This is a genomic window from Enterobacter sichuanensis (assembly GCF_009036245.1).
GTDB lineage: Bacteria > Pseudomonadota > Gammaproteobacteria > Enterobacterales > Enterobacteriaceae > Enterobacter > Enterobacter sichuanensis.
Map to the genome: position 1 here is coordinate 1547847 of NZ_CP027986.1, position 17992 is coordinate 1565838.

Here is a 17992-nt window from a genome sequence, read left to right on the forward strand (position 1 = left end):
GTTTTTTTATGCCTGCTTTTCTCCCTCTCCCTGTGGGAGAGGGTTGGGGTGAGGGCAACAGACCGCAGAGGAATTTTGCGAGGCGCTTTCCAGTTTCGTACGACGTTGGTTGCTGGATAAATCCACAGTAATAAAATGGCGGCGCACCTGCAAAATCAGGTGCCGGGATTGGCGTCCTGAAAGTGTGCACAGACAATCTTACGTGCATAAAGGATCACATATGACTGATATTAATAATTTCGCCCAATTTTACAGCGAACTCTCACTCAACCCCGATCTCCCCACCCTGGCCGAGCGCTGCAACCTGCTCACCGAAATCCTGCTGGATTGCAAATCACTCCCACAAACGCAGCCCGTATGTCGTTGCCTTGGGGCTTATCTGGAAGAGGTAAAATCCGGCCTCACAGAATCCATGCGTGATTTTCAGATAGTGGAATTTGCGGACGAAGCGGAACAACCGCGACAAAAAGAGTGGCTGCTGGAAGACACCGAAACGAAATGTGATTACTGCCGGGCGTTGAATCATGTGCTGCTGGTGTCGCATTTTGATCCCGATATGCTGCCGCACCTTACAGGGCTACTCCATGATATTGTGCATTCGATGGCTGCAGATGTCGTTGCGCCTCAACGTGCAGAAACGGTAGTTCACATTATTTCCTGAATGTAATTTGTGGCGTCGGTGACAGACCACCGTCGCCACTGGCTTGACCCTTTTTTTTGATGATTATGTAACTTATTGATTTTTAGGATTCTAATTTACGAGTTAGAAAAAAGGGTTTTATGAGCGAAATTTGATTATTTTCTTTTCTAACAATAAGATGGCGTGGTTTCTTTTCAGTTCACTGCCGTACAGGCAGCTTAGAAATTTGCCAGTCAACGAAATCAGTCAGCGATTCGGTGCACTGCCGTACAGGCAGCTTAGAAAGCGCGGCACGATTGCGATCGCCATTTCGTTGCGTGCACAGCCGCACACGCAGCTCAGCAAAATAGAAAATAAGACCTGACAGTCGTCGCACCGTGCACTGTCGAACAGACAGCCCTGAAGCTGGAACGAACGGCTAAATAATTGTTCAAATAATCGACTGCGACACACAAAAATAAGGCCGGGAATATCCCGGCCTTATTTAATATTCATCTGCCATTACAGGCGAAAACAATTAGCGACTACGGAAGACAATGCGGCCTTTGCTCAGGTCGTACGGGGTCAGTTCAACAGTCACTTTGTCGCCCGTCAAAATGCGGATGTAGTTTTTGCGCATTTTACCGGAGATGTGCGCAGTTACCACGTGACCGTTTTCCAGCTCTACGCGAAACATGGTATTAGGCAACGTATCAAGTACGGTACCCTGCATTTCAATATTGTCTTCTTTGGCCATCTAATCCTCTGGGGTATCACTACCAAGTTTTGAACCGGCAAGATAATGCCGAAATTCATCTATTAAGTAAAGAATTGCGCGATTAAAACGCAGCAAAACAGTTTCGGCGCATTGCCCAAGCGTCACGGTACAACCGAACAGGAAGCGCATTCGTAAAGGGGAGACAACAGGATAAACGTCAGGACGTTATCTGAAGCGAGGGTCCCAAACGGCGGCGGGGCAACAGGCAGAAGCTACTCTGCGGCATAATTATAACACCCTCACAAAAAATATGCGGAAAACATTTAGGCATAGGGCATAAAGAGCGTTCTCGGGACCCAAAAGTCGCGCGGGAGCTTCTCCTGACGGCTGGCATCGAGATGCCCGATATACTGGCGTCGCGGGATTTCAACGGCACCCAGCGAGGCCGTGTGTTCGTTGAGCACCTGACAATCGATCAGGCGTCCGCCGCATTGGGCAAAGGCCTGGCAGAAAACCAGCAGCGCGGTTTTCGAGGCGTTGACCGAACGAGAAAACATCGACTCGCCACAAAACAGCGTCCCCTGCGCCACGCCGTACATGCCGCCGACGAGCGTCCCATCTTGCCAGACCTCGATAGAGTGGGCGTAACCCAGCTCATGCAACTGGTGATAGGCGGTAATGATATCGCGGGTTATCCATGTCCCTTCATAGCGGTCTTCGGCACAGCCTTCTATAACCTGACCAAAGGCGTGATTCAGGGTGACACGGTACGGTGATTTTGCATGGAAACGCTTCATGCTGCGGCTCAGGTGAAACTGCTCTGGCCACAGCACGGCGCGGGGATCGGGAGACCACCATAAAATCGGGTCGCCGGGGGAAAACCACGGGAAAATGCCGCGCTGGTACGCCATTAATAACCGCGCAGGACTAAGGTCACCGCCAAGGGCCAGCAGCCCATTGGGCTCGCGCAGCGCCCCCTCCGGCGAAGGGAACGCGATATTATGACGAGAAAGCTGGACCAGGCGCATGACAGCAAAACTCCAGTACGCGAGTGAGGACGCTACAAATATAGTCTACAGACGCTGTTTAAACTGGTAGTAGCGACCCTGTTTCGTCAACAGCTCTGCGTGACTACCTTGCTCAATAATCTGTCCGTTGTCCATCACAATTATCCGATCAAAACTCGCCAGACCGCGCAGGCGGTGCGTGACCATCAGCACGGTTTTCCCGCGCATCACATTCGCAAGCAGATCAAGGATTTGGCTCTCAGTTGTCGCGTCCAGCCCTTCGGTGGGTTCGTCGAGCAACATCAGCGGGGCATCGTGCAGCAGCGCGCGCGCAATCGCCAGTCTGCGCAGCTCACCGCCGGAGAGTTGACGGCCGCCTTCACCCAGCCAGCTGTTTAATCCCTCGTCCTCAAGCAGCTTGTGCAGACCGACCTGCTCCAGCATGGCGCGAAGAGCGTCATCAGACGCGTGCGGTGCGGCCAGCAGCAGGTTATCACGCAGGGTGGCGCTAAACAGGTGTACGCGCTGTGGAACGACGCTGACGGTTTGACGCAGGGCCTGCTCGCTGAAATCTGTCAGCAACGTATTGTTAAAACGGATCTGGCCGCGCTGCGGATCCCAGGCACGGGTCAGCAGCTGCAGCAGTGTCGATTTACCGCAACCGGTACGGCCGAGGATCGCAATTCGCTCTCCGGCGTTAACAGAAAGGCTGATACTCTCCAGCGCGTTTTGCGCCTGTTTGTCGTAGGCGAAGGTGACATCTTCCAGCGCCAGTGCAACCTGCGCGGGTACCGCTGTCTGCCCGGCACTGAATGTTACTTCAGGTTCCTGTTCGGCGATCTGGGTGATGCGCAGGGCTGAGGCGATGACCTGCCCCAGATGCTGGAAGGCGCCCGTCACGGGTGCCAGCGCTTCAAACGCGGCCAGCGCACAAAAAACGAAGAGGGCGATCAGGGGACCTGGCTGTGTATTTCCCCCGACACTCCCGGACGCCAGCCACAGCATGGCAATCACCGCGATACCGCCAATGAGTGTCATCAGTGCCTGGGAAAACGCAGTCAGTTCCGACTGTCGGCGCTGAGCTTCATGCCAGTTCAGCTCCGTACTTTCCATACGCGCGCGATAGCGCCTGCTTGCACCGAAAATGGTCAGTTCTGCCTGGCCCTGAAGCCAGGAGGTCAACTGCTGGCGGTAATCTCCGCGCAGACGCGTCAGGTTTTCCCCGGTGGATTTCCCGGCGCGGTAAAAGAGCGGCGGCAGGATAATAAGCGTCAATAGCATGATCCCGCCCAGCGTGAGCGCAACGGGAACATCCAGAAAAGACAATCCCAGCGTCACCACCACAATCACCACAAACGCGCCTACAATCGGGGAGATCACGCGCAGATAAAGGTGATCCAGCGTGTCGACATCGGCAACGACACGGTTAAGTAACTCACCCTGACGAAAACGCGCCAGCCCGGCAGGGGAGAGGGGCAGCAGTTTGCTGAAGGTGTAGATGCGCAGGTGCTGCAGCACGCGGAAAGTGGCGTCGTGGCTGACCAGCCGCTCAAAATAGCGTCCGGCAGTACGGGTGATGGCGGTACCGCGAACGCCGGCCGCCGGGAGCATATAGTTAAAGCTGTACAACCCGGCAACGCCCGCGACGGCAGAGGCTGACAGGAACCAGCCGGAAAGCGTGAGCAGACCAATGCTGGCGAGCAGAGTCACAATCGCCAGCACGATCCCCAGCGTCAGCATCCATTTGTGGCGTTTATAGAGCGCAAGATAAGGCAGCAGAGCACGCATCAGATGTCCTCCTGACGGTTCGCCAGCAGGGCGGCAAACGGCCCCTGCGCGGCAACAAGAGAGGCGTAATCGCCTTGCTCAACAAGACGGCCATTTTCCATGACCCAGATCTGGTCCCAGTCGGCAAGACCTTCCAGCTGGTGGGTGACCATCAGGGTCGTTTGCTGGCGTGAGGCGGCGTTAAGCGCTTCCATCACGCGCTGCTCACTGTGGGCATCCAGGCTGGCTGCAGGCTCATCCAGCAGCATCAGCTGACATGGGTTAAGCAGCGCGCGGGCAACGGCTACACGCTGCGCCTGGCCAACAGACAGCCCGGCGGACTGGTCACCGACGACGGTGTCCACCCCTTGCGGGAGCAGCGGCAGAAACTCGCTGACCCAGGCGCGGTCGAGCACCGATTGCAGTTCATCTTCACGCGCATCCGGACGCGCCAGAAGCACATTTTCACGTAGCGTGGAGGCCGGAAGCTGCGGGTTTTGTCCTACCCAACTGAGCTGTTTACGCCAGGCGTCAGGGTCGAGTTTACGCAACTCGGTTTTGTTTATTTGCAGCGAACCGGTGTAGGCCATAAAACCGGATAGCGCATTCAGTAACGAACTTTTCCCGGAACCGCTGGTGCCGACGAGCACCACGCGCTGTCCGGCCGGCAGGGTAAAGTTCAGCGGGCCTGCCAACACCTTACCTTCCGGTGAGAGGATGCAAAAATCCTGGGCCTCGACGGTCACGGGTTCTTTGGCATTTAGCATCACGTCACCCCGCTCCGGGTGTGCCAGCGGTGTTTCCAGGAACGTTTTCAGGCTGTCAGCCGCGCCAACCGCCTGGGCTTTAGCGTGATAGAAGGTCCCCAAATCGCGAAGGGGCTGGAAAAATTCCGGGGCCAGGATCAGCGCCAGGAAACCGGCAGAAAGGGTCACTGCCGTGCCGTAATGGCCGAAATCCAGCGCACCGAGATAGGAGAAGCCGAAGTAGACGGCCACAAGGGCGATCGACAGCGAAGTAAAGAATTCCAGCACGCCTGAGGATAAGAAGGCGAGGCGTAACACTTCCATGGTGCGCTGGCGGAAATCCTGCGATGCCAGACGAATATTGTCGGTTTCCGCTTCACCGCGGCCAAAAATGCGTAACGTCTCCATGCCGCGCAGACGGTCAAGGAAATGGCCGCTTAAGCGACCCAATGCCAGGAAGTTACGGCGGTTGGCATCCGCCGCTCCCATCCCAACCAGCGCCATAAACAGGGGGATCAGCGGGGCGGTGCCCAGCAGAATCAGTGCTGCCATCCAGTTAACCGGGAAGATGGCGATCACAATCAACAGCGGAACGAAGACGGCAAGCGCCATTTGCGGCAAATAGCGCGCGTAATAGTCGTGCATATCGTCAATCTGCTCAAGGATCAGCGTCGCCCAGCTTCCGGCTGGTTTTCCCTGAATCCACGCCGGGCCGGCTTCCTGAAGCCTGTCGAGCACCTGACGACGGATCTCGTAGCGGATATGCTGTCCGGCATGAAAACCGACGCGTTCACGCAGCCAGACCACCCAGGCGCGCAGGATAAAAACCAGGATCAGGACAATAAAGGGCAGCAGGAGCGCCTCGCGGGGAATGTTCTCCATGATCATGTGATTGAGAATGCGGGCCAGCAGCCATGCCTGGGCAACAATCAACAGACCGCTAACAAATCCCAGCAGACGGGAAATGGTAAGCCAGCGGCGGGAAATAACGCTTTGCTGTTTCAGCCAGCGTGTTAACTCTTGTTGACGGGTTTTTTCCATTGCGTACTTTGCAGGTGACGTTATTAGAAATTGGGCAGCGCAATGTTACAACGGGGAGACAATAAAGGCGACTTATCGCCGCCTTTATTTACGTTTGTTACTGACTTGTAAAGATTATTTACCTTGTTCCGCCAGTCCATCGAGGTAGCGTTCAGCATCCAGCGCGGCCATACACCCGGTACCCGCAGAGGTAATTGCCTGACGGTAAATGTGGTCCATGACATCGCCCGCCGCAAACACGCCCGGGATGCTGGTCTGGGTCGCGTTACCGTGAATGCCTGACTGCACTTTAATGTAGCCGTTTTCCAGCTCCAGTTGCCCTTCGAAGATTGCTGTGTTCGGGCTGTGGCCGATAGCAACAAACAGGCCCGCCACGTCCAGCGTTTCGACGTTATCGCTGTTCTGGGTATCACGAATACGCAGACCGGCAACGCCCATCTGATCGCCCGTGACCTCTTCCAGCGTGCGGTTGGTGTGCAGCACGATGTTGCCGCTTGCTACTTTATCCATCAGACGTTTGATCAGGATCTTCTCCGCGCGGAATGTATCGCGGCGGTGGATCAGGTGTACTTCTGAGGCAATGTTCGCCAGATACAGCGCTTCTTCCACGGCAGTGTTGCCGCCGCCGATGACCGCAACTTTCTGATTGCGGTAGAAGAAACCGTCACAGGTTGCGCAGGCAGAGACGCCGCGGCCTTTAAACGCTTCTTCTGATGGCAGGCCCAGGTAACGGGCAGAAGCACCGGTGGCGATGATCAGCGCGTCACAGGTGTATTCGCCGCTGTCACCCGTCAGGCGGAACGGACGGTTCTGCAGATCGACCTTGTTAATATGGTCGAACAGAATTTCGGTTTCGAATTTGGCAGCATGCTCGTGCATACGTTCCATCAGTAGCGGCCCGGTCAGGTCGTTCGGGTCGCCTGGCCAGTTTTCCACTTCGGTGGTGGTGGTCAGCTGACCGCCTTTTTCCATGCCGGTGATTAATACCGGTTGCAGGTTAGCGCGTGCAGCATAGACCGCCGCGGTATATCCCGCAGGTCCAGAACCAAGGATTAGCAGCTTACTGTGTTTGGCCGTGCCCATGAGATCCCCATTGTTGTTGGCAGACATTTGGCTGGATTGTAGGGAATTTGTTGTCGTAAAAAAAGAGCGCAGCAATTTTGATATCAATCTGTGTAATAGCCACGGTCGATGAATGGCGCGCTATAGCATCAAGCTTTCTCCTGAAAACCGGTTGTTTATAAGGCAATAAAATGAGGATTAATACCCTGCCGTAATGAATATCCGGCATGTTGTACTAAAAAACGATGTTTTGCTTTGACAATCCCCTGCGCTTTTGCGAAAACATTCAAGGAAGAAAAAAAACCGCGTTAACCGTATGCCGCATAGGCATGCACGTAAATGCCATTTTTACCGGGTCAGTGAAATCTACGCATGGCGTGGACAGACGCCATACGTGATGTCGGTGACAGCCTTCGGGCAACGGTCTTCTTACCAACAGAACCCGAATCCGCATCGCGTCTAATACAAAATCAGGCGATGTGATGACTAACGGGTACAGGCTCTGAACAGTGATGTGCACAGGGTCCAGGCAGGAGTAGGGAAGGAATACAGAGAGACAATAATAATGGTAGATAGCAAGAAGCGCCCTGGCAAAGATCTCGACCGTATCGATCGTAACATTCTTAATGAATTGCAAAAGGATGGGCGTATTTCCAACGTCGAGCTTTCAAAACGTGTGGGACTTTCCCCGACGCCGTGCCTTGAGCGTGTGCGCCGACTGGAAAGACAGGGTTTTATTCAGGGCTATACAGCTCTGCTGAACCCGCATTATCTGGATGCCTCACTTCTGGTATTTGTTGAGATTACTCTGAATCGTGGTGCGCCGGATGTGTTTGAGCAATTTAACGCCGCTGTACAAAAACTTGAAGAAATTCAAGAGTGTCATCTGGTGTCCGGTGATTTCGACTACCTGTTGAAAACCCGTGTGCCTGATATGTCCGCCTACCGTAAGCTGCTGGGGGAAACCCTGCTGCGTCTGCCAGGCGTGAACGACACCCGTACCTATGTGGTGATGGAAGAGGTCAAACAGAGCAATCGTCTGGTTATTAAGACACGCTAACACGGAACAGGTGCAAAATCAGCGTAGTTTGATTACACTCCTGTTAATCCATACAGCAACAGTGCCGGGGAGTCCCGGCGCTGTTGTCCGTTTTAGCAAACAGGCAGGATATGCCTGATACCTGGAGAGCCTTTCTTGAGCCAGGAATACACTGAAGACAAAGAAGTCACACTATCGAAGCTAAGCAGCGGACGTCGTCTCCTCGAGGCTTTGCTGATTGTTATTGCCCTTTTTGCCGTCTGGCTGATGGCAGCCTTACTCAGTTTCAACCCCTCAGATCCCAGCTGGTCACAAACTGCATGGCATGAGCCTATTCATAATTTAGGCGGCGTACCCGGTGCCTGGCTTGCGGACACGCTCTTTTTCATTTTCGGTGTGATGGCCTACACCCTTCCCGTCATTATTATCGGCGGGTGCTGGTTTGCGTGGCGACATCGTCAAAACGATGATTACATCGACTATTTCGCCGTTTCGCTGCGCCTGATTGGCGCACTGGCACTGATCCTCACTTCATGCGGACTGGCGGCCATTAACGCGGATGATATCTGGTACTTCGCTTCGGGCGGCGTGATTGGCAGCCTGTTGAGTTCTGCGCTGCAGCCGATGCTTCACAGCAGCGGCGGCACCCTTGCGTTGCTGTGCATCTGGGCGGCGGGGCTGACGTTATTCACCGGCTGGTCCTGGGTGAGCATTGCCGAGAAAATTGGCAGTTTTATCCTCACTATTCTGACCTTCGCCAGCAACCGTACCCGTCGTGACGATACGTGGGTTGATGAAGATGAGTACGAAGATGAAGAGGAAGATGACGCGCCTGTGCAGCGTCGCGAGTCTCGTCGTGCTCGAATTCTGCGTGGCGCGCTGGCGCGTCGCCAACGTGTTGCAGAGAAATTTGCCAATCCGCTGGGCCGTAAAACTGATGCGGCGCTCTTCTCTGGTAAACGCATGGATGAAGACGAGCAGGTGGTCTATCGCGCTGCGGGAAATCAGGTCGATCCTGACGATGTGCTCTTCTCCGGCAACCGTGCCACCCCAGGCGATTTTGACGAATACGATCCGCTGTTAAACGGTCATTCGGTCACCGAGCCGGTTGCCGCCGCGACGACCGCTGCTCAGGCCTATGCCGCCCCCGTTGACGCCGTGATGCCTTCTGCGCCGGTTTCACCGCCGGAATCCGTTATTCAGCAGCCTCAGGTAGACTGGCAGACTGCGCCGGGTGTTCATACCCCGGAACCGGTTATTGCGCCTGAACCAGAAAGCTATATTCCCGTTCAGCAGGAGCAGTGGCAGCAGCCTTATCAGCCGCCGCAGCCTGCGTATGAACCACAACACAACCCACACTATGAACAGCCTGTAACTCAACCGTATCAGGAGTATGTGCCTGAACCGGTTGAACCCGTGCAGCCTTATGTCGCACCGCAACCTGAGCCGGAACCTGAGCCCGAAATCGTGGAAGAGGTGAAGCCAGCACGTCCGCCGCTGTACTATTTTGAAGAAGTCGAAGAGCGCCGTGCGCGTGAACGCGAACAGCTGGCGGCCTGGTATCAGCCAGTGCCTGAACCGGTGCAGGAACCTGTTACGAAAGCAGCTGCTGTTTCGGCTCCTCAGGTTGATCCAACACCTTCGGTTGCCCCTGTAGCGGAAAGCGTGAAGCAGGCCACCGCAGCGGCGGCTGTGGCTGCACCTGTCTTTAGCCTGGCAACAGGGGGGGCGCCACGTCCTCAGGTAAAAGAGGGGATTGGTCCTCAATTGCCTCGTCCTAACCGTGTCCGCGTGCCAACCCGTCGTGAGCTTGCCTCTTACGGTATCAAGCTGCCTTCCCAGCGGATGGCCGAAGAAAAAGCCCGCGAGTCTGAGTACGAGGATGATGCCGATGACATGCAGCAGGCTGAGCTGGCTCGCCAGTTCGCCGCGCAGCAGAATCAACGCTACGGTGAGGAATATCAGCACGATGAGCCTGCGCTGGACGACGATGACGCGGCGGAAGCCGAACTGGCGCGCCAGTTTGCCGCTACCCAGCAGCAGCGCTATTCCGGCGAACAACCGGCTGGCGCAAATCCGTTCTCCCTGTCGGATTTTGAATTCTCGCCGATGAAAGATCTGGTGGATGATGGCCCGAGCGAGCCTTTATTTACCCCGAGCGTGATGCCGGAAGCGGAGCCTGTGCGCCAGCAACCCGCACAGCCGTCATACGCACCGCAACCGCAGCAGCCGGCGCCGCAGGCTTACGCGCAACCGCAGCAGCCACAACAGCCGCCGCAGTTCCAGCAGCCTGCGCCACAGCCGCAGGAGAGCCTGATTCACCCGCTGCTGATGCGTAACGGTGACAGCCGTCCGCTGCAGCGTCCAAGCACGCCACTGCCGTCGCTGGATCTGTTAACGCCGCCGCCAGCGGAAGTTGAACCGGTTGATACCTTCGCGCTGGAGCAGATGGCGCGTCTGGTCGAAGCGCGTCTGGCTGATTTCCGCATTAAAGCGGACGTGGTGAACTACTCCCCGGGGCCGGTCATCACCCGTTTCGAACTGAATCTGGCGCCAGGCGTAAAAGCCGCGCGTATTTCTAACCTCTCCCGTGACCTGGCGCGTTCTCTGTCGACCGTGGCGGTGCGTGTGGTGGAGGTCATACCGGGCAAACCGTACGTTGGCCTTGAACTGCCGAACAAGAAACGCCAGACCGTCTACCTGCGTGAAGTGCTGGATAACACCAAGTTCCGCGATAACCCTTCCCCGTTAACGGTGGTGCTGGGTAAAGATATTGCGGGCGATCCGGTGGTGGCAGACCTCGCGAAGATGCCTCACCTGCTGGTGGCCGGTACGACCGGTTCCGGTAAGTCCGTTGGTGTGAACGCCATGATCCTCAGCATGCTCTATAAAGCGCAGCCGGAAGATGTGCGTTTCATCATGATCGACCCGAAAATGCTCGAACTGTCCGTCTATGAAGGCATCCCGCACCTACTGACGGAAGTGGTCACCGACATGAAAGACGCGGCCAACGCCCTGCGCTGGAGCGTGAACGAGATGGAGCGTCGCTACAAGCTGATGTCGGCACTGGGCGTGCGTAACCTGGCCGGTTATAACGAGAAAATCGCAGAAGCGGCGCGTATGGGCCGTCCGATCCCGGATCCGTACTGGAAACCGGGAGACAGCATGGATGCCCAGCATCCGGTGCTGGAAAAACTGCCTTATATCGTGGTGCTGGTGGATGAATTCGCCGACCTGATGATGACCGTCGGTAAGAAAGTGGAAGAGCTGATTGCCCGCCTGGCGCAGAAAGCGCGCGCCGCCGGTATTCACCTTGTGCTGGCGACCCAGCGTCCATCCGTGGACGTTATCACCGGTCTGATTAAAGCGAACATCCCGACGCGTATCGCCTTTACCGTATCCAGTAAAATTGACTCACGTACCATCCTTGATCAGGGCGGTGCAGAGTCGCTGCTGGGGATGGGGGACATGCTCTATTCCGGTCCGAATTCCACCTCTCCGGTGCGTGTTCACGGGGCATTCGTTCGCGACCAGGAAGTGCACGCGGTAGTGCAGGACTGGAAAGCGCGTGGTCGTCCGCAATACGTTGATGGCATTACCAGCGACACGGAAAGCGAAGGCGGCGGCGGCGGCTTCGACGGCGGCGAAGAGCTGGATCCGTTATTCGATCAGGCGGTGAACTTCGTGACCGAAAAACGCAAGGCCTCCATCTCTGGCGTACAGCGTCAGTTCCGCATCGGCTATAACCGCGCGGCGCGTATCATCGAACAGATGGAAGCGCAGGGTATTGTCAGCGAGCAGGGGCACAACGGTAACCGCGAGGTGCTGGCACCGCCGCCGTTTGATTAACCTTCGGCAATTGCAAAGAAGGGTAAATCAACCAAAATTAAGCATTTTCTTCTGTCGCCTGCCTGCGGGCAGGTCCAGAATAGAAGACGGAAACCCCATATCGGGAAGACGTATTTTAAGGAATAACAATGAAAAAAATCGCCATCGCCTGTGCATTACTCACCAGTTTTGTTGCCAGCAGCGTCTGGGCTGATGCAGCCAGCGACCTTAAAAGCCGACTGGATAAAGTAAGCAGCTTCCACGCCAGCTTCACGCAAAAAGTGACTGACGGCAGCGGCAACGCGGTGCAGGAAGGTCAGGGAGATTTGTGGGTAAAACGCCCGAATCTGTTTAACTGGCACATGACCCAACCGGATGAAAGCATCCTGGTGTCTGACGGTAAAACGCTATGGTTCTTCAACCCGTTCGTTGAGCAGGCAACGGCGACCTGGCTGAAAGATGCCACCAGCAATACGCCGTTTATGCTGATTGCCCGCAACCAGGCCAGCGACTGGCAGCAGTACAATATTAAGCAGACGGGGGACGAGTTTGTCCTGACGCCAAAAGGCAGTAACGGCAACCTGAAGCAGTTCACCATTAACGTAAGCCCCAACGGTACCATTAATCAGTTTGGCGCCGTTGAGCAGGACGATCAGCGCAGCAGCTATCAGCTTAAGTCTCAGCAGAATGGCGCTGTAGATGCATCGAAATTCACCTTTACCCCGCCGCAGGGCGTAACGGTGGATGACCAACGTAAGTAAGAGGCGTGAGTGAGCAATCTGTCGCTCGATTTTTCAGACAACGCGTTTCAACCTCTGGCCGCTCGTATGCGGCCAGAAAATTTAGCGCAGTATATCGGCCAGCAACACCTGCTCGCTGCCGGTAAGCCATTGCCGCGCGCCATTGAGGCCGGGCATCTTCACTCGATGATCCTCTGGGGGCCACCCGGCACGGGCAAAACCACGCTTGCCGAAGTGATTGCCCGCTATGCGAACGCGGACGTTGAACGCATCTCTGCAGTTACGTCCGGCGTGAAAGAGATCCGCGAAGCGATCGAGCGCGCGCGGCAGAACCGCAATGCCGGGCGCAGGACTATCCTCTTCGTGGACGAAGTTCACCGCTTCAACAAAAGTCAGCAGGATGCCTTTCTGCCGCACATTGAAGACGGCACGATCTTCTTCATCGGGGCGACTACCGAAAATCCCTCGTTTGAACTGAACTCGGCGCTGTTGTCTCGTGCGCGCGTTTACTTGCTCAAATCGTTGACCGTCGAGGATATCGAAAAGGTTCTCACCCAGGCGATGGACGATAAAGCGCGCGGCTACGGCGGGCAGGATATCGTTCTGCCTGACGACACGCGTCGTGCGATTGCGGAGCTGGTGAACGGTGATGCGCGTCGGGCGCTGAACACGCTGGAGATGATGGCCGACATGGCCGAAGTCGACGATGCTGGCAAACGAGTGCTGAAGCCGGAACTGCTCACCGAAATAGCCGGGGAGCGCAGCGCGCGTTTCGATAATAAAGGCGATCGATTTTACGATCTCATTTCTGCCCTGCATAAATCCGTGCGCGGCAGCGCGCCAGATGCGGCACTGTACTGGTACGCGCGCATCATTACTGCCGGTGGCGATCCGCTGTACGTTGCGCGCCGCTGCCTGGCGATCGCCTCAGAAGATGTCGGCAATGCCGATCCTCGTGCCATGCAGGTCGCGCTGTCGGCGTGGGACTGTTTCACCCGCGTGGGTCCGGCGGAAGGTGAACGTGCAATTGCCCAGGCGATTGTCTATCTGGCCTGTGCGCCGAAAAGCAATGCCGTTTATACCGCGTTTAAAGCGGCGATGTCTGATGCGCGTGAACGCCCGGACTACGATGTGCCGGTTCACCTGCGTAATGCGCCAACGAAACTGATGAAAGAGATGGGGTATGGGCAGGAGTATCGTTACGCCCATGACGAACCCAATGCCTACGCGGCCGGTGAGGAATATTTCCCGCAGGAGATGGCACAAACCCGCTATTATCACCCCACAAACAGAGGTCTTGAAGGCAAGATTGGCGAAAAGCTCGCCTGGCTCGCCGGACAGGATCAAAATAGCCCTATAAAACGCTACCGTTAGTGCAGTCGTTGCGGTAATGTTGGCGTTGTATCCCTGTGATCGCAGGCTGTGGTCACTTTTTCCTATTTTAATTCGATAAGCACAGGATAAGCATGCTCGATCCCAATCTGCTGCGTAATGAGCCAGACGCAGTCGCTGAAAAACTGGCACGCCGGGGCTTTAAGCTGGATGTAGATAAGCTGCGCGCTCTTGAAGAGCGTCGTAAAGTTCTGCAGGTACAAACTGAAAATCTGCAGGCAGAGCGTAATTCTCGATCGAAATCCATTGGCCAGGCGAAAGCGCGCGGGGAAGATATTGAGCCATTACGCCTGGAAGTGAACAAACTGGGTGAAGAACTGGATCAGGCGAAAGCCGAACTGGATGTTCTTCAGGCCGAAATTCGTGATATTGCCCTGGCTATCCCGAATATTCCTGACGACAGCGTCCCTGTCGGTAAAGATGAAAACGACAACGTTGAAGTGAAACGCTGGGGTACGCCTCGTGAGTTTGACTTCGAGGTGCGCGATCACGTGACGCTGGGCGAAATGCACACAGGCCTGGACTTTGCAGCAGCAGTTAAGCTGACCGGTTCTCGCTTTGTGGTGATGAAAGGCCAGATTGCTCATCTGCACCGCGCTCTGGCGCAGTTCATGCTGGATCTGCACACCGAGCAGCACGGCTACAGTGAAACTTATGTTCCGTATCTGGTTAACCACGATACCCTGTACGGCACCGGTCAGTTGCCGAAATTTGCCGGCGATCTGTTCCACACCCGTCCGCTGGACGAGGAAGCGGACAGCAGCAACTACGCGCTGATCCCAACGGCGGAAGTGCCGCTGACCAACCTCGTGCGTGATGAGATCATTGACGAAGACGATCTGCCGATCAAACTGACGGCGCACTCTCCGTGCTTCCGTTCTGAAGCAGGCTCCTACGGTCGCGACACACGCGGTCTGATCCGTATGCACCAGTTCGATAAAGTTGAGATGGTGCAGATCGTCCGTCCTGAAGATTCCATGGATGCGCTGGAAGAGATGACCGGTCACGCCGAGAAAGTGCTGGAGCTGCTGGGTCTGCCGTACCGTCGTATGGCCCTGTGCACCGGTGATATGGGCTTTGGCGCCCGCAAAACCTTCGACCTTGAAGTGTGGGTGCCTGCGCAGAACACCTACCGTGAAATCTCCTCCTGCTCTAACGTCTGGGATTTCCAGGCGCGCCGTATGCAGGCACGCTGCCGCAGCAAATCTGACAAGAAAACCCGTCTGGTGCACACCCTGAATGGTTCTGGTCTGGCGGTTGGCCGTACGCTGGTTGCCGTGATGGAAAACTACCAGCAGGCAGATGGTCGCATCGAGATCCCTGAAGTGCTGCGTCCATACATGAAAGGCCTGCAGTACATCGGCTAATGATTTGCCTCAAAACAAAAAAGCGCCTGCGGGCGCTTTTTTTATGTCTGTGAATTGATACGACGCAATACCCCCTCCCTCCAAAGTAGTAATACTGTTGCGAATGAAAGTCAGCATAAAAAGCTGAATACCCGGAAATTCGATATCTATAAAGCTATGTTGCGGTTCGCGCCGCCTCTCTTTTTTTTGTGAGCAACCAAAGTGAGTTTCTATGAAAATCAACGCGCCTGAAGCACTCATGGCTGCCGAGGTCACTCGCCGTGGGTTGATGAAAACCACGGCAATAGGCGGTCTGGCTATAGCCAGCAGCGCCTTCACGCTCCCTTTTACCCGACTGGCATCGGCGGCAGAGGCACTCTCCCCAGCCACCACGCCGGAAAAAGTGGTGTGGAGTGCCTGTACCGTCAACTGTGGTAGCCGTTGTCCCCTGCGTATGCACGTGGTGGACGGCGAAATTAAGTATGTCGAAACCGATAATACCGGCGACGATAGCTATGAAGGATTACATCAGGTTCGGGCTTGTCTGCGTGGCCGCTCCATGCGTCGTCGCGTGTATAACCCGGACCGTCTGAAATACCCGATGAAACGCGTCGGTAAGCGTGGAGAAGGGAAGTTCGAGCGGATTAGCTGGGATGAAGCCTACGATATCATCGCCAGCAATATGCAGCGTTTGATCAAAGAGTACGGCAACGAATCCATCTACCTGAACTATGGCACCGGAACGCTCGGCGGTACGCTGACCCGCTCCTGGCCACCGGGTAAAACGCTGGTAGCGCGCCTGATGAATTGCTGCGGCGGTTACCTCAATCACTACGGTGATTACTCCTCGGCGCAGATCGCCGCTGGCCTGAACTACACCTATGGTGGCTGGGCGGACGGCAACAGCCCGTCGGATATCGAAAACAGTAAGCTGGTCGTGCTGTTCGGTAACAACCCGGGTGAAACGCGTATGAGCGGCGGCGGGGTGACCTACTATCTGGAACAGGCCCGCGCCAAATCCAATGCCCGCATGATCATCATCGATCCGCGCTATACCGACACCGGTGCAGGGCGCGAAGATGAATGGATCCCCATTCGTCCGGGGACCGATGCGGCGCTGGTCTCCGCACTGGCCTGGGTGATGATCACCGAAAACCTCGTCGATCAGCCTTTCCTGGATAAATACTGCGTCGGCTATGACGAGAAAACCCTGCCGGCCAGTGCGCCAGCAAACGGGCATTACAAAGCGTATATTCTCGGCCAGGGCAGTGACGGCGTGGCGAAAACGCCGGCGTGGGCCTCTACCATCACAGGTATTCCGGCGGAACGTATTGTGCAGCTGGCACGTGAAATTGGCTCAGCAAAACCTGCCTACATCAGCCAGGGCTGGGGCCCGCAGCGCCATGCGAACGGCGAAATTGCCACCCGCGCTATCTCCATGCTCTCTATTCTGACCGGCAACGTCGGTATTCACGGCGGTAATACCGGCGCGCGTGAAGGTTCGTACTCGCTGCCGTTTGAACGGATGCCGACCCTGGACAACCCCGTGAAGACCAGCATCTCCATGTTTATGTGGACCGATGCGATTGAACGTGGCCCGGAAATGACCGCCCTGCGCGACGGTGTTCGCGGCAAGGACAAGCTGGACGTGCCGATTAAGATGATCTGGAACTATGCCGGCAACTGTCTTATCAACCAGCACTCCGAAATCAACCGTACCCATGAAATCCTGCAGGACGACAAGAAGTGCGAGATGATTGTGGTGATCGACTGTCACATGACCTCCTCGGCAAAATATGCCGATATTCTGCTGCCGGACTGCACCGCCTCTGAGCAGATGGATTTCGCACTGGATGCCTCCTGCGGCAACATGTCCTATGTGATCTTCACCGACCAGGCCATCAAGCCGCGCTTTGAGTGCAAAACCATCTATGAAATGACCTCCGAACTGGCGAAACGGCTTGGTGTAGAGCAGCAGTTTACCGAGGGGCGTACTCAGGAAGGGTGGATGCGCCATCTTCACGCGCTCTCCCGTAAAGCGATCCCCGATCTGCCGGACTTCGATACCTTCCGCAAGCAGGGTATGTACAAACAGCGTGACCCTGAAGGGCATCACGTCGCGTACAAAGCGTTCCGTGAAGATCCGCAGGCGAACCCGCTAACCACGCCGTCGGGGAAAATCGAAATCTACTCCGAAGAGCTGGCAAAAATCGCCTCTACCTGGGAGCTGCCGGAAGGGGACGTTATCGATCCGCTGCCGATCTACACGCCGGGTTTTGAAAACTATAACGATCCGCTGACGGCGAAATTCCCGCTGCAACTGACCGGTTTTCACTACAAAGCGCGTGTTCACTCCACCTACGGCAACGTCGACGTCCTGAAAGCGGCCTGTCGACAGGAAATGTGGATGAACCCGATGGATGCCAAAGCGCGCGGTATCAGCAATGGCGATCGCGTGCGGATCTTTAACGGCCGCGGCGAGGTCCACATTGAAGCCAAAGTGACCCCACGCATGATGCCCGGCGTGGTGGCGCTGGGGGAAGGTGCCTGGTACAGCCCTGATGCTAAGGGCATCGATCAGGCTGGCAGTATTAACGTACTGACCACGCAGCGCCCGTCGCCGCTGGCGAAAGGCAACCCATCCCACACAAACCTTGTCCAGGTTGAAAAGGTTTAAGGAGTAACCG

Annotated in this window: 12 protein-coding genes; 7 read left to right on the forward strand and 5 right to left on the reverse strand. The window is 55.9% G+C overall.

All coding sequences use genetic code 11. From position 1 onward, the window contains the following. Positions 1 to 220: 220 nt before the first annotated feature. On the forward strand, positions 221 to 661 hold the full coding sequence (locus tag C1N69_RS07315) for a hypothetical protein (protein ID WP_155030920.1): 441 nt from the start codon (positions 221 to 223) through the stop codon (positions 659 to 661). A gap of 496 nt (positions 662 to 1157) precedes the next feature. Here C1N69_RS07315 and infA read toward each other — a convergent pair whose 3' ends face one another. From infA to trxB, 5 genes are all read right to left on the reverse strand, one after another. Further along, positions 1158 to 1376 carry a translation initiation factor IF-1 gene (gene infA / locus C1N69_RS07320; RefSeq protein WP_002211347.1) on the reverse strand — a complete coding sequence of 73 codons (219 nt, stop codon included), beginning with the start codon at positions 1374 to 1376 and terminating at the stop codon, positions 1158 to 1160. Between the two features lie 284 nt (positions 1377 to 1660). Beyond that, a complete protein-coding gene (gene aat, locus C1N69_RS07325; RefSeq protein ID WP_025756028.1) occupies positions 1661 to 2365 on the reverse strand; it encodes a leucyl/phenylalanyl-tRNA--protein transferase in 705 nt (234 codons plus the stop codon). Between the two features lie 45 nt (positions 2366 to 2410). Then, on the reverse strand, positions 2411 to 4132 hold the full coding sequence (cydC, locus tag C1N69_RS07330; protein ID WP_059386165.1) for a heme ABC transporter ATP-binding protein/permease CydC: 1722 nt from the start codon (positions 4130 to 4132) through the stop codon (positions 2411 to 2413). Next, entirely contained in the window at positions 4132 to 5898 is a 1767-nt protein-coding gene (gene cydD, locus C1N69_RS07335) for a heme ABC transporter permease/ATP-binding protein CydD (protein WP_094918135.1), read from the reverse strand. Before cydD ends, cydC begins: the two co-directional genes overlap by 1 nt. Positions 5899 to 6012: 114 nt before the next feature. After that, positions 6013 to 6981: a thioredoxin-disulfide reductase gene (gene trxB, locus C1N69_RS07340; protein ID WP_025756025.1), complete on the reverse strand. Its 969-nt coding sequence runs from the start codon at positions 6979 to 6981 to the stop codon at positions 6013 to 6015. A 544-nt stretch (positions 6982 to 7525) separates the two neighbouring features. Between trxB and lrp the strand changes: the two genes are divergently transcribed. The 6 genes from lrp to dmsA all read left to right on the forward strand — a co-directional run bounded on the left by lrp (position 7526) and on the right by dmsA (position 17982). Next, positions 7526 to 8020, forward strand: coding sequence for a leucine-responsive transcriptional regulator Lrp (lrp, locus tag C1N69_RS07350; protein WP_000228469.1), 495 nt, complete (start codon positions 7526 to 7528; stop codon positions 8018 to 8020). A gap of 135 nt (positions 8021 to 8155) precedes the next feature. Then, positions 8156 to 11848, forward strand: coding sequence for a DNA translocase FtsK 4TM domain-containing protein (locus tag C1N69_RS07355; protein WP_155030922.1), 3693 nt, complete (start codon positions 8156 to 8158; stop codon positions 11846 to 11848). A gap of 128 nt (positions 11849 to 11976) precedes the next feature. After that, the gene (gene lolA, locus C1N69_RS07360; protein ID WP_059386168.1) at positions 11977 to 12588 is read left to right on the forward strand and encodes an outer membrane lipoprotein periplasmic chaperone LolA; all 612 of its coding nucleotides are present in this window, start codon (positions 11977 to 11979) and stop codon (positions 12586 to 12588) included. A 9-nt stretch (positions 12589 to 12597) separates the two neighbouring features. Further along, positions 12598 to 13941: a replication-associated recombination protein RarA gene (rarA, locus tag C1N69_RS07365; protein ID WP_025756022.1), complete on the forward strand. Its 1344-nt coding sequence runs from the start codon at positions 12598 to 12600 to the stop codon at positions 13939 to 13941. Between the two features lie 92 nt (positions 13942 to 14033). Next, the gene (serS, locus tag C1N69_RS07370; protein WP_025756021.1) at positions 14034 to 15326 is read left to right on the forward strand and encodes a serine--tRNA ligase; all 1293 of its coding nucleotides are present in this window, start codon (positions 14034 to 14036) and stop codon (positions 15324 to 15326) included. 211 nt (positions 15327 to 15537) lie between these two features. After that, positions 15538 to 17982: a dimethylsulfoxide reductase subunit A gene (gene dmsA, locus C1N69_RS07375; protein ID WP_155030923.1), complete on the forward strand. Its 2445-nt coding sequence runs from the start codon at positions 15538 to 15540 to the stop codon at positions 17980 to 17982. Positions 17983 to 17992: the final 10 nt, after the last annotated feature.

Bases quoted from the DNA above. Each gene is read 5' to 3' on its own strand.
- aat (WP_025756028.1), bottom strand. From the start codon at position 2,365: ATGCGCCTGGTCCAGCTTTCTCGTCATAATATCGCGTTCCCTTCGCCG.
- infA (WP_002211347.1), bottom strand. From the start codon at position 1,376: ATGGCCAAAGAAGACAATATTGAAATGCAGGGTACCGTACTTGATACG.
- lrp (WP_000228469.1), top strand. From the start codon at position 7,526: ATGGTAGATAGCAAGAAGCGCCCTGGCAAAGATCTCGACCGTATCGAT.
- lolA (WP_059386168.1), top strand. From the start codon at position 11,977: ATGAAAAAAATCGCCATCGCCTGTGCATTACTCACCAGTTTTGTTGCC.
- C1N69_RS07315 (WP_155030920.1), top strand. From the start codon at position 221: ATGACTGATATTAATAATTTCGCCCAATTTTACAGCGAACTCTCACTC.
- cydC (WP_059386165.1), bottom strand. From the start codon at position 4,132: ATGCGTGCTCTGCTGCCTTATCTTGCGCTCTATAAACGCCACAAATGG.
- dmsA (WP_155030923.1), top strand. From the start codon at position 15,538: ATGAAAATCAACGCGCCTGAAGCACTCATGGCTGCCGAGGTCACTCGC.
- serS (WP_025756021.1), top strand. From the start codon at position 14,034: ATGCTCGATCCCAATCTGCTGCGTAATGAGCCAGACGCAGTCGCTGAA.
- cydD (WP_094918135.1), bottom strand. From the start codon at position 5,898: ATGGAAAAAACCCGTCAACAAGAGTTAACACGCTGGCTGAAACAGCAA.
- trxB (WP_025756025.1), bottom strand. From the start codon at position 6,981: ATGGGCACGGCCAAACACAGTAAGCTGCTAATCCTTGGTTCTGGACCT.